Here is an 11,989-nt window from a genome sequence, read left to right as displayed (position 1 = left end):
ACTAATATTGAAGACAAGAGAGGAGGTTAAATACATGAATTATCAATATCACCCTAATTTAAATTATTATTATAGAGAAGATCATGCTCCATCCTACTACTTTGATCATAACGAACAACGCTTTGTTCCTTTTTTCCCATTTTTGCCAATAATAGGAGGATTAGCGGGATTAGCAGGCGGATTCGCGTTAGGTGCACTAGCGTTTAGACCACCTTATTATCCGCCATATGGACCATACCCAGCATATCCTCCGTACGGTGGTGGATTTGGTGGTGGTTTTGGTGGTGGCTTCGGTGGCGGGTACCCTGGATACCAACAACCTTACCCACCTGTAAATCCTGGTGCTTATTTACCTAGTAATGCAGGATTAAATTCGCCAGGTAATATAGGACCCTATCCATACTAATTAAATAAAAAAGCTAGTCGCATTAATGAATATTATTTCGATTAGCTTTTTATTATATAACCACTTCTCTAGAATTGATTTGAAAAAATTTAAACAAAAGATATAATATACTCATATCTATTATTTTTTGGAGGTAACCAAGAAGCATGAAATCGAAAGAACCTAGCCTGAATAAACTAAATTTTACAAATGAAGAAATTTTTCAGGCAATATTTGTTGTAAATAAACATGCTAAAACAGCACTTGAACCAAGTGAACTATATTCACTAAAAAGACAAGCTATATTAAAGCTTATTGATAAAGGAATTGCTAAGAAAGTTGGATTACATTTTTCAAATAATCCCAAGTCAAGTAAACAACAATCTGACGTGTTGATTGCTTGTGGAGATTTTTTCTTTCATATACCACCGTTAAAAGAAGACTTTAAACTTCTCCCGCATTTAGGAATATTAGAAAATACTCATCGTAACCCAAAAGTTTCCATGTCATTAAGCTATGCCAAAAAAATACTTCATCATTTCTTAGGTATTCAAAACGTTAAATCTGAAAACCATTTCAAAAACGGATCGAACTACCGAAGAAATACCCCAGGGCAATTTTTAAGAGCTTCTTCATTTCTAAATAACTCTACATTTACTTTTCCGAGTGAACCAATTCGTAAAAATAAAGGTAAGCAAGAGAAATAAGTTGAAACTATTCTTACTAAAATAACATTAATATAGATTAAATGGGAAGATTATAAGACCTTTTAAATTAAAGGGTTTTTAATTCTTCCCTTTTTTATTTGAATGTACGGAAATTCATTATTTTCCTCTCATTTTATAGTAGTTTTGTCTCACCTATTACGTGAGACAAGCATACTATATCAATAGGGGGTGATTGATATGTTCGGTAATAATAACTTACAAGATATTATTCGTTATGTTGCTGGGTTCTTATTTGCACTTCAATTGTTACTAAATTCTTTTGGGTTTAAATTCCTAAATAATGAACAAATTGATGCTGTAATTAATATAATTTCATTCCTTTTTATTTTATATTTCGGTGCTAAGCATAATTATTTAGGTAAAAAAGGACAAGCTCAAAAGGCTGTACTTCAAGAAGCAGGATTAGAAAAAACAAATAAGCAGACAAATTCGGATCAATAGATTACTTTATGTCTACTTTTTAATAGATTAGATTACAAATTTAAAGATTTGGTTTGAGAGTGATTAAACATTGTGTCACTCTCAATTTTTTAGTCGAATTTATGCTACTTTTTAAGTAATATTTTCTATTTTTCACTATTTTTCCTCATATATTGATTTTAATTTTAGTAATCATATGGACTTTGTTATACATTGTAGAATTATTTTAAGTAGATTAGGTAGGAAAAATTTAACTTTGTATTGAATGTTCTAAAAACACATATTTTTCAGGAGGATATCAAATGTCAGTAATTTTTACAAGTAAAGACATTTCAAAGAAATTAAAAATAGGTAAATCTCGTGTAAGAGAAATTAGTAAGGAACTAGAAAAGAAAGATTATCAATTTACAAAGAACCAAGATACTAGGATCTATAATCAAAACGATTTCGAATTATTTCAAATGATCATTAAAGAGTACCAAACGAATGAAAATCTTTTACAATCAGTTGAATATGCATTAAATAACCAATCAGTACAAAATCAATCTGAAGTTCATGTGAGTGAAACAACTTCAATTGAGAATGAAATTACAGAAAAAAATACTGAAATCGTTACAAATAACACCCCGAATATTCCTCTAGAAAATAACATACATAAAAATTTTGACATGAAGAATGAAATGGCATTAATTGAAGTAAAAAAGAATGATATTGTTGAAGAAGCAGATTCCCAAATAGAAACAATTGATTCGGAATTAATCCATCATTCACTTTTACAAGAAGAAGCACCTTTAGAAGCGTCTGTCTCCCAATTAGAATCAATCGAAGTAGTAGAAATCAATCAAACAACTTCACAAGATACAAAGCATTTAGAAGATTCACTTTCTCAACTAGAAACAATTGATGAATGCGTAATGGAGCAATCTTTTTCACAAGATACTGGGAAGTTTGAGGACTCTGTATCACAATTAGAAATAATTGAAGAAGTCGTACTAGAGCAATCTTTACCAAAAGAAGAGACTGTTATAGGATCTGGTGCATTATCAAATCAAACAGATCAAGTTTCTGAGGATGAGGAAGTCCAAGAATATCGTTTTGAAGAAATGACTGTTGAACAAGTACTAGAGGAAAATAATAAACTACCTGATGAAGTCGTTCTTTCAACATTAAATGGATCAAACGTAGTAACGGAACCTATCGTTTCGAAAGAGAATGTTACTACTTTTGTACCGACAAATTCTAATCAAATTATGTTTGAAGAGTTTATGTCCCAAATTACGAATCTAGCATATCAAAATGAACAAATCCTAACCCAAAATCAAACATTAATCAAACAGAACTTGGAGAAGGATCAAAAGTTAGAAAAGATCTTATATTCGGTTGAAGAAAAAAGTGAAGAACTTCAAGGATTAGCAACAGTAATTGAAGAAAAAGATGAAAAATTAGAGCAAATGTTTGAAGAAATTAAATCAAAAGAATCTGGTCGAGATGCTCAATTAATGAGGATGATTAGAGAATTACAGGAAACAAAGAAGATGGTAGCTGCCTCAAAAGAAAGAGACTGGAAAAATGCAATTAAATCACTCTTTTTTAAACCTAAGTCAGTAAAATAATTTGTTTATTATTTAGCACTTTTACACTATTATGAAATTTAAAGATTTTTAGTTTGAAAAGAGAAGGGATTTTTCCCTTCTCTAAGCTGTGTAGACAAAATACAAAAAACTTGATTTTCAGACTGATTGCAAGCGTTTGGCGGGCAGTCTGAGAGAGAGGATTTTTCCCTTCTCTTTATTCTTTCATTTGTACCTCTTCACTCTGTTCTTGAAGATAAGCTGGTAAGACAATATGAACTTCAGTCCCTTTGCCTTCTTCACTTAAATACTCAATCGTTCCCTTATGAGCTTCGATAATACTAAAAGTAACCATTAGACCTAGACCTGTGCCTTTTTCTTTTAAAGAATAAAAAGGTTGTCCTAAACGATCCAATTGTGCTTTCGACATACCTACTCCATTATCTTTCACAACAATTCTTATGTACTCTCGATCTCTTACTTTCTCAATATTTGCTTCAATTTTAATATAGCCTTTCGTGTCCTTTATAGCTTCTACACCATTTTTTAGAACATTGATGATTGCTTGTTTAAGCTTAGCTCGATCTCCAACAGTATACATATCCTCATTTACATTTACTTGTAGGAAAGCACCCTGCAGTGAGGCGTAACTTGACATTAATGTTGTTACTTCATTCAGTTGTTCTGTCATATTGATTATTTTCTTTTCTTCAATTTGAGGTCTAGCTAAGTTTAAATAATCTGAAATGATATTTTCTGCCCGGTCTAGTTCAGCTAATACAAGTTTCATATATTCTCGATTCGTTCCACTTTCTTGATTCTCAATTAACTGAATGAAACCCCTTACAACTGTTAATGGATTTCTAACTTCATGAGCTACACTCGCCGCAAGTTCACTCACCATATTCAATTTCTCTGATTTCTGCATTTGCACACGAATTTCAGCATTTTCAAATAAAAACTCTCTTAAATAAACATGAAACAGCATTGTAATTGTTAAAACAGTAAAAAATATGCACGCCGAAAAAATTGTTTGATCTGATTGGTACTCTTTTATACCATTTACCGTTGCTTCATAATAAAGCAAACAGACCATACTGAACGAAAATAAAATTGGCATTAATATACTTAAAGCAAATTTCTTTCGTTTAGAAAAACTAACCCAATGTGGTGAAACTATAAATGGTAAGATACACGAAATCACTTCAAATGGAAAAGATTTCAAAGATGCTAAACCATATAGCAAATACACAAAAACTGCTTTCGTTAAAATAATAATCGTTCCAATCAATCTTCCACCATATAAAATAGATGAATAGATTAATAAAATACTAAAAGTAATAGCCATGCTTTCACTAATGTGAATTGGGTAAAGCAAGCAAATAAAAATATTAAAAAAAGTTAGCAATCCAACTAATATTCTATTTTGTTTCGGGCTTGTATTGTGGTATCTACTAAGCCAGAACATTTCGTATAAAAAGACCGGAATGATTATGATTGCAAATTGAATTAATAAATCTTTTAATTGCAGCATTAAAGTGTCCCCCACCCCTTCTTTCAACAAATTATAACATAGTTATTTAAACTTCTAATTATTAATACAAAAAATTCGAAAAAAACATTTCTACATAGTAAGACACATTATTACAAAGTATTCTAAAATATAAGAAAAGTCGTCAAGCTTAAGTGCTTAACGACTTAAAACCAACCTTTTCTTTTAAAAAATATGTACATTAGGATGGTAACAAATCCCATTAAAATTAAAATAAATAAGTATCCATATTTCCATGTTAATTCTGGCATATAATGGAAATTCATTCCGTATAAACCTACGATAAACGTTAGTGGTAAAAAGAAAGATGATATGATTGTTAATGTTTTCATAATATTATTCATTTTTTCTGAGCTTAATGAAAAATAGCTTTCTCGAATATCGGACGCTAAATCTCGATTGGTCTCTATCATATCCGAAAGCTTCATTAAATGATCGTGTATATCTTCAAAATAAATTCGATGTTCAGATATATCTTTAAATCGATTCGAATTAAGGATTCGATATAATAAATCACGAGTTGGTAAAATCGTCCTTCTTAATTTCGATAAATCCGATTTAATATCATATAATCTTTCTACAGCATTATTTACTTGTTTCTTTAAAGGATCAATTTCTAGGTCTGAGAGTTCATCCTCCAAACGATAAATTAATGGAAAATAACTATCAACAAGCTCATCAATAATTCGATGAGTTAAATGAAGTGGACTCTTCGAAGCTCGACGATCTGACACTATATTATCTAAAACTAGTTGTACAGTTGGACTTTTATGGATATGAAATGTGATAACATAATGATCACTTACAAAAATATCTAGTTCCGTCTCCTCTAAGTCTATTTTATTTAATTCATGCAGTATTAAAAAATGATATCCTTCATAGTAGTCAAGTTTAGGTCGTTGTACATATTCCAAACAATCTTCAATCGCTAAAGGATGAAAATTGAATTCGGTTGATAAAAGTTGAATCTCATCTTCGGTCGGTTCATCAATATCTACCCAATACCATAAGTAATCATTTGATTTTGCATCTGCAATTGTTATATTACGGTCGATTTCTTTATTTTTAGTTATTCCGATTACTTGTAACAAGTTATTATTCACCTTCTTTAGGCAATCAAATTATTTCACTACTAAATACTTTTTTTATTATATGGTAAAATGAAGAAAATTTCATTGAATAGTTCGATTAAAAAGTTTAATTTTAATATAAAAATAATAAGTAGAGGGTTTTAAAATGAACAGATATATAAACGAAAGTGTAAAAGAAATTCAAATCTCCGGTATTAGAAAATTTGCCCAAAAAATTGAAAAATATGATAATGTCATTGCATTAACATTGGGTCAACCAGATTTTCCAACTCCAGCACCTATTAAAGAAGCTGCTATTCATGCAATTAACCAAAATCAAACAGTCTATACTCCTAATGCAGGTTTGCCTGCACTTAGAAATGCTGCTTCTAATTTTTTAAAGAAAAAATATTCTTTATCATATGATCCAACGAACGAAGTAATCGTTACAGTAGGGGCTAGTCAAGCACTCGATGTTACATTCAGAACAATCCTTAACGATGAATGTGAGGTTATTCTTCCTGCACCAATCTACCCTGGCTATGCACCAATTATTCAGACATGTGGTGCAAAACCAGTTTTTGTAGATACATCTAATAGTGGTTTTAAAATTACACCTGAATTATTGGAAGAACACATTACTGAAAAAACACGTTGTATTGTTTTACCATATCCAAATAACCCAACAGGCGTCACATTAACGAAAGAGGAACTTGAGAATTTAGCTAACTACTTATCTCAGAAAGACGTATTCATTTTATCAGATGAAATATATAGTGAGCTGACATATGATACGACTCATACCTCAATTGCTAGTTACCCTGGAATGAGAGAAAAGACAATTGTCATAAACGGTCTTAGCAAATCACATTCTATGACTGGTTGGAGAATTGGTTTTATCTATGCGCCTGCTTATTTAGCCCAGGAAATCTTAAAAGTGCATCAGTATAACGTATCATGCGCTACATCAATCTCTCAATATGCAGCAATTACAGCATTAACTGATTGCATTGATTCTCCGATTGAAATGGCAAAGGAGTATAAAATAAGACGTAATTATATGATTGATCGTTTAGAAAAGATGGGTCTACCTTGTATTAAGCCAGAAGGTGCATTTTATTTATTCCCATCAATTAAAGAATTCAATATGCCTTCCATGGAGTTCGCACTAAATCTAGTAGAAAAACATAATCTAGCAGTTATTCCAGGAGAAGCTTTTTCTGAATATGGAGATTCATACATTCGATTATCTTATGCTTATTCAATGAAAGAACTAGAAATTGCATGTGATCGATTAGAAGAGTTTGTGACTAGTCTTAGAAATTAAATTAAAAAAGCAGGGGTGGATTTCTTAATCCTCCCCTGCCTTTTTATCTAGCTTGTATTACTCTTGTTTTAAATAACAAGTCCTGAATTGTTTTATGGTCTTTTCTAAATAACATTAAATAAACATTAACTATTAATGGTACACCTAAAAATAGAACTGATATTCCTGCTATAAAGATAAAACGAATGAAAAATAGTATGATTGTGGTTTCTTCATAGTTATCTTTTATCATTTTAATAGCTAAAAATCTTTGACCAAATGTCATCCCTTTATTAAATTGTGGAACAACTACAAATAATATGATCATAATAATTGAAATAACGATTAAATCGACCGTTGAATTTCCTGATGTAGAATTAAAACGACTTAATATCTTCTCAGGATTCATCGTAATAATAGCGATGATGATCCCATAAGCTACTGAAACGATAAACGTATCGAATAAAAACGCACTTAATCGTTGATAAAACTTTGCAAGTTGAAAATTTTGCACTTGTTAACCTCTATTCATTAAATTATTGAATGTGGTGAGACGGATCGTATAAAGTATAAAGTGCTTGCGTTCCTTTTTCATCTAAACCATTTTTAGACAGTTCATCGTAGCATTTTTTTGCAAGTAAAAGTCCTGGCAGATTTAGTTCCATCTTCTCAGCTTCTTCAATTGCGATTCCCATATCTTTTATAAAATGTTTAATATAGAACCCCGGCTCGAAATCTCCTTTTAAAACACGTGGTGCTAAATTAGATAATGACCAACTGCCTGCTGCACCTGTAGAAATACTTCCTAATACTTTTTCACCGTCTAATCCTGCTGATGAAGCATATGCAAGGGCTTCACAAACTCCTAACATACCTGAAGCAATTGCAATTTGATTACACATTTTTACATGTTGTCCACTACCAGCATTTCCATGATACGCAATATTTTTTCCTAAAACTTCAAATAATGCGGACATTTTATGAAAAGTTTCTTCTTCTCCACCAACCATAATTGCTAATCTAGCTTCTCTTGCCCCTAAATCTCCACCTGACACTGGTGCATCTAATGATGACATACCTACTGATTTTGTTAGCTCATCAATTTTTTTAGCTAAAGTTGGTGTCGAAGTTGTAAAGTCGATAAAAGTAGTTCCTTTTGAAGCAGATTGGATGATCCCATTATCGCCAAAATAAACTTCTTCTAAGTCACTTGGATAGCCAACCATCGTACAAATAACCTGACAATTTGGTGCTAATTCTTTAGGTGTAATATACCAAGTAGCACCTAAATCAATTAGTTCATTTGCTTTTTCTTTTGTACGGTTATAAATATGTAATTTTGCACCTGCATTGATTAAATGCTTTGCCATACTTTTACCCATAACGCCAATTCCGATAAATCCAACCTGTAAATCTTTTAAATTAATTGCTTCCATTTTACACACTCCTCTTTTAATATCCATAAATAAACTAACATAAAAAATATTAATAAAAAAGCCTGAGCTATTCTTATAAAAAAATAAGCAAACTAAACTTTATTTCAAATTAAATTTAGGTTATTTCAACACTAATTTGTTGACTCTAATAATGGAACTATCTATATTAAAAAAGTACATAAAAATGTATCTAATGCACCTAATTTTTGGAGGTATTTTCATATGAAAAATGAACAATTTTTTGAAATGATTAAAGAACGAAACTCGACTCGAGTATTCGATGCTTCTACTGAAATCAGTAGCAGCGAAATTACTGAACTTCTTAATGCTGCAATGACTGCACCATCTGCTTGGAATTTACAACATTGGAAATTCGTTGTATTCCATGGTGAAAATGCTCAAGGTAAGTTATTACCTGTTGCATACAACCAAGGTCAGATTAAAGATGCTTCATGTGTAATTGCTGTATTAGCGGATACACAATCAGCAAAAAATGTTGACTTAGTTTTCGGACCTGCTGTGGAAGCTGGTTTTATGACTCAAGAAGCAAAAGACAAATTAAAAGCCAACGTTGAAAATGCTTATGCAACAGAGCAACGTAATCGTGAACAAGGTATTTTAAATTCTTCTCTTGCTGCTATGCAATTAATAATGGCTGCTTCTGCAAAAGGTTGGAACACTTGTGCAATCGGTGGGTTTAACGAACAAGCGTTTAAAGAAACTTTCTTAACTGATGATCGCTATATTCCAACGATGTTGATTGCTATTGGTAAAGAAAAAGTACCAGGACATCATACAACACGTTTTTCTGCAAAAGAAATGTCTATTTGGATTTAATCATAAATAAAAAGTAAAAGGGATTCTGACAAAAGTCGGAGTCCCTTTTATGTCATTACGATTCATTAACAATGTTGTTCAACAGTAATGATTAATTTCTTAAGTAATTCTAGAGAAGAATCAATTGCTAATGAATAATATCTATGTGTGCCTTTTTGCTCAATTTGAACTAATTGATTATCACGCAATATTTTTAAATGATGTGATATAGCCGGTCTAGATAATGAAGTTTTTTCCGTAATTTCATTAACAGTTAGCGCTTCACCATCTGATAACATTAATATGATATCCTGTCTGTAAGGATCGCTTAACGCTTGAAACAAGGGAATACATTCTCTAAATACTTCAATTGCTTCTTTACTCAAATCTTCCACCTACTTTTATTATCCAAAAATAATCTTATTCGTTTAATAATTTAAACATACACTAAATTAAAGAAGCGAATTTGTCAACAGTAGGAATTTTTTCAATCGGTAGATCATCATACAGAATATATATAATCTTAAAAATAAAACAACAGGTTTCCCTGTTGTTCGATGTGTAGACAAAATACTTTAAATTTGATTTTCAGACTNNCTTTCGAGGCGCGAAGCCTGGTGAGGAGCGGAATTACCTCTGACGGTAATGAGCACCGCAGACAGGCGAAGCAACGAAGAAAGTCGTTTGGCGGGCAGTCTGAACAACAGGTTTCCCTGTTGTTTTATTTTAGATGCTATTAACTAAGTTAACAACTTCTTCAGCTGTAGACATAGATAAAGCTTTTTCAGCTAATATCTCCATTTCAGCTTTAGAAAGTTTAGCCATTTGACTACGAGCAGGTAAGATTGAAGTAGCACTCATAGAGAATTCATGTAAGCCTAATCCAACAAGTAAAGGAATAGCTAATGCATCTCCAGCCATCTCTCCACACATTCCAGCCCATTTACCTTCTTTGTTTGCAGCATCGATTACCATTTTAACTAATCTTAAAATAGATGGGTTATATGGTTGATATAAATATGAAACCTGTTCATTCATGCGATCCGCAGCCATTGTATATTGGATTAAATCGTTTGTCCCGATACTAAAGAAATCAACTTCCTTAGCGAATACATCTGCTAAAACAGCAGAAGCTGGGATTTCTACCATCATACCAATTTCGATATTGTCTGAGACTTGAACATTTTCTTTTACTAACTGTTCTTTTTCTTCTAATAAAACAGCCTTTGCAGCTCTGAACTCATCTAAAGTTGCAATCATCGGGAACATAATTTTTAAGTTACCATATACACTCGCACGAAGTAATGCACGTAATTGTGTACGGAATATTTCCTTCTGATCTAAACATAAACGAATTGCTCTGTAGCCTAAGAATGGGTTCATTTCTTTTGGTAAGTGTAAATAAGATAATTCTTTATCTCCACCGATATCTAGTGTTCTTACTACTACCGGCTTATCACCCATACTTTCAAGAACTGATTTGTATGATTCAAACTGCTCTTCTTCTGATGGGAAGTTATCGCGTCCCATATATAGAAACTCAGTACGGTAAAGGCCAACACCTTCACCACCATTATTGATAACGCCTTCTACATCATTTGGTGTACCAATGTTAGCTACTAACTCAACATGATGTCCATCTTTCATTACAGTTGGCTCATTTTTCAGTTTAGCCCATTCAACTTTTTGAAGCTCGAATTTTTCTTTTTTAGCTTTATACTCTTCTAATTCTTCATTAGAAGGATCTACTATTACATGACCATCTAATCCATCAACAATGACCATTACGCCATTTTCGATTTTACTAGTTACTTCTTTTGTCCCTACAACAGCAGGAATTTCAAGAGAACGAGCCATAATCGCTGAGTGAGATGTACGACCACCAATATCAGTTGTAAAACCTAAAGCGTATTTACGGTTTAATTGTGCTGTATCAGAAGGTGTTAAATCTTCTGCGATAATTATTACTTCTTCAGTAATATTAGCAGGGTTAGAAATCGTAACGCCTAACAGATGTGCCATTACACGTTTCGTAACATCGCGGATATCTGCAGCACGTTCCTTCATATATTCATTATCCATGCTTTCAAACATTTGAACGAACATTGAAGCAACTTCATTCATAGCAAAATCAGCGTTGACACTTTCAGACTTAATTTTATCTTTAACTGGGTTAACTAGCTCTGGATCATTTAAAACTAAAATGTGCGCAGAAAAGATTGCAGCTTTATCTTCACCAAGTTCCGCATTCGCGTGATCACGAATTTTTTCTAATTCAGTGTTAGAAACTTGAATTGCATTGTCAAGTTTAGCAATTTCAGCATCAATATCTGAAATTTGTTTTTTAACAATGTTTAATTCAGGATTTTCTAAGCGAAATGCTTTTGCAATTGCAATTCCACTAGAAGCAGCAATACCTTTAATATGTAAAGACATTATTCGCCTAAACCTTCTTTTTTCATTGTATCATCGATTGCAGCGATCGCTTGTTCTGCATCTTCACCGTTAGCGCTAATTTTGATCTCAGTTCCTTGTTGAATTCCTAAAGACATTACACCCATGATTGATTTTAAGTTAACTGTTTTACCATTATACTCAAGATTGATATCAGAATTAAATTTACCTGCTACATTTACTAATAATGTTGCTGGACGAGCATGGATTCCAGAATCAGCTGTTACTTTAAAAGTTTTTTCCATAATAAT

At 32.0% G+C, this 11,989-nt stretch carries 13 protein-coding genes; 6 read left to right on the top strand and 7 right to left on the bottom strand.

Going from position 1 to position 11,989, the window contains the following annotated elements; all coding sequences use genetic code 11:
• The first annotated feature begins 34 nt into the window (after positions 1-34).
• The 4 genes from COJ46_RS25355 (at position 35) to COJ46_RS14060 (ending at position 3,146) form a co-directional block, all read left to right on the top strand.
• Positions 35-406 carry a hypothetical protein gene (locus COJ46_RS25355; RefSeq protein ID WP_176522504.1) on the top strand — a complete coding sequence of 124 codons (372 nt, stop codon included), beginning with the start codon at positions 35-37 and terminating at the stop codon, positions 404-406.
• 146 nt (positions 407-552) lie between these two features.
• A complete protein-coding gene (locus COJ46_RS14070) occupies positions 553-1,092 on the top strand; it encodes a YkyB family protein (RefSeq protein WP_025568646.1) in 540 nt (179 codons plus the stop codon).
• 198 nt (positions 1,093-1,290) lie between these two features.
• Entirely contained in the window at positions 1,291-1,554 is a 264-nt protein-coding gene (locus tag COJ46_RS14065; RefSeq protein WP_088013908.1) for a phage holin, read from the top strand.
• A 281-nt stretch (positions 1,555-1,835) separates the two neighbouring features.
• Positions 1,836-3,146, top strand: coding sequence for a DUF3967 domain-containing protein (locus tag COJ46_RS14060; protein WP_097975730.1), 1,311 nt, complete (start codon positions 1,836-1,838; stop codon positions 3,144-3,146).
• A 175-nt stretch (positions 3,147-3,321) separates the two neighbouring features.
• On the opposite strand, the gene COJ46_RS14055 is transcribed toward COJ46_RS14060, so the two are convergent.
• Entirely contained in the window at positions 3,322-4,638 is a 1,317-nt protein-coding gene (locus COJ46_RS14055; protein ID WP_097975732.1) for a sensor histidine kinase, read from the bottom strand.
• Between the two features lie 164 nt (positions 4,639-4,802).
• Positions 4,803-5,747 (bottom strand): magnesium/cobalt transporter CorA, encoded by a 945-nt coding sequence (corA, locus tag COJ46_RS14050; protein ID WP_097975733.1) that lies wholly within the window; start codon positions 5,745-5,747, stop codon positions 4,803-4,805.
• A gap of 145 nt (positions 5,748-5,892) precedes the next feature.
• Between corA and COJ46_RS14045 the strand changes: the two genes are divergently transcribed.
• Positions 5,893-7,053, top strand: coding sequence for an aminotransferase A (locus COJ46_RS14045; RefSeq protein ID WP_097975735.1), 1,161 nt, complete (start codon positions 5,893-5,895; stop codon positions 7,051-7,053).
• Positions 7,054-7,096: 43 nt separating this feature from the next.
• Here COJ46_RS14045 and COJ46_RS14040 read toward each other — a convergent pair whose 3' ends face one another.
• Together COJ46_RS14040 and COJ46_RS14035 are read right to left on the bottom strand one after the other, a co-directional pair.
• Positions 7,097-7,546: an RDD family protein gene (locus COJ46_RS14040; protein ID WP_097975737.1), complete on the bottom strand. Its 450-nt coding sequence runs from the start codon at positions 7,544-7,546 to the stop codon at positions 7,097-7,099.
• A 22-nt stretch (positions 7,547-7,568) separates the two neighbouring features.
• Positions 7,569-8,459, bottom strand: coding sequence for an NAD(P)-dependent oxidoreductase (locus COJ46_RS14035; RefSeq protein ID WP_097976178.1), 891 nt, complete (start codon positions 8,457-8,459; stop codon positions 7,569-7,571).
• Between the two features lie 231 nt (positions 8,460-8,690).
• Between COJ46_RS14035 and COJ46_RS14030 the strand changes: the two genes are divergently transcribed.
• Entirely contained in the window at positions 8,691-9,305 is a 615-nt protein-coding gene (locus COJ46_RS14030) for a nitroreductase family protein (protein ID WP_097975738.1), read from the top strand.
• 65 nt (positions 9,306-9,370) lie between these two features.
• Here the strand turns inward: COJ46_RS14030 and COJ46_RS14025 are convergent, their stop codons facing one another.
• The 3 genes from COJ46_RS14025 to COJ46_RS14015 form a co-directional block, all read right to left on the bottom strand.
• Entirely contained in the window at positions 9,371-9,670 is a 300-nt protein-coding gene (locus tag COJ46_RS14025; RefSeq protein WP_097975740.1) for an ArsR/SmtB family transcription factor, read from the bottom strand.
• 340 nt (positions 9,671-10,010) lie between these two features.
• Positions 10,011-11,720 (bottom strand): phosphoenolpyruvate--protein phosphotransferase, encoded by a 1,710-nt coding sequence (gene ptsP / locus COJ46_RS14020; protein WP_097975742.1) that lies wholly within the window; start codon positions 11,718-11,720, stop codon positions 10,011-10,013.
• Positions 11,720-11,983, bottom strand: coding sequence for a phosphocarrier protein HPr (locus tag COJ46_RS14015; RefSeq protein ID WP_025568635.1), 264 nt, complete (start codon positions 11,981-11,983; stop codon positions 11,720-11,722). Before COJ46_RS14015 ends, ptsP begins: the two co-directional genes overlap by 1 nt.
• Positions 11,984-11,989 lie beyond the last annotated feature (6 nt).

Origin of the sequence: Bacillus sp. AFS077874 (assembly GCF_002566505.1) — a bacterium.
GTDB lineage: Bacteria > Bacillota > Bacilli > Bacillales > Bacillaceae_G > Gottfriedia.
Note: the sequence above shows the minus strand (reverse complement) of the source record. Positions and strands in the feature narration are given on the sequence as shown.

Bases quoted from the DNA above. Each gene is read 5' to 3' on its own strand.
- ptsP (WP_097975742.1), bottom strand. From the start codon at position 11,720: ATGTCTTTACATATTAAAGGTATTGCTGCTTCTAGTGGAATTGCAATT.
- COJ46_RS14065 (WP_088013908.1), top strand. From the start codon at position 1,291: ATGTTCGGTAATAATAACTTACAAGATATTATTCGTTATGTTGCTGGG.
- COJ46_RS14030 (WP_097975738.1), top strand. From the start codon at position 8,691: ATGAAAAATGAACAATTTTTTGAAATGATTAAAGAACGAAACTCGACT.
- COJ46_RS14070 (WP_025568646.1), top strand. From the start codon at position 553: ATGAAATCGAAAGAACCTAGCCTGAATAAACTAAATTTTACAAATGAA.
- COJ46_RS14055 (WP_097975732.1), bottom strand. From the start codon at position 4,638: ATGCTGCAATTAAAAGATTTATTAATTCAATTTGCAATCATAATCATT.
- COJ46_RS14015 (WP_025568635.1), bottom strand. From the start codon at position 11,983: ATGGAAAAAACTTTTAAAGTAACAGCTGATTCTGGAATCCATGCTCGT.
- COJ46_RS25355 (WP_176522504.1), top strand. From the start codon at position 35: ATGAATTATCAATATCACCCTAATTTAAATTATTATTATAGAGAAGAT.
- COJ46_RS14060 (WP_097975730.1), top strand. From the start codon at position 1,836: ATGTCAGTAATTTTTACAAGTAAAGACATTTCAAAGAAATTAAAAATA.
- COJ46_RS14045 (WP_097975735.1), top strand. From the start codon at position 5,893: ATGAACAGATATATAAACGAAAGTGTAAAAGAAATTCAAATCTCCGGT.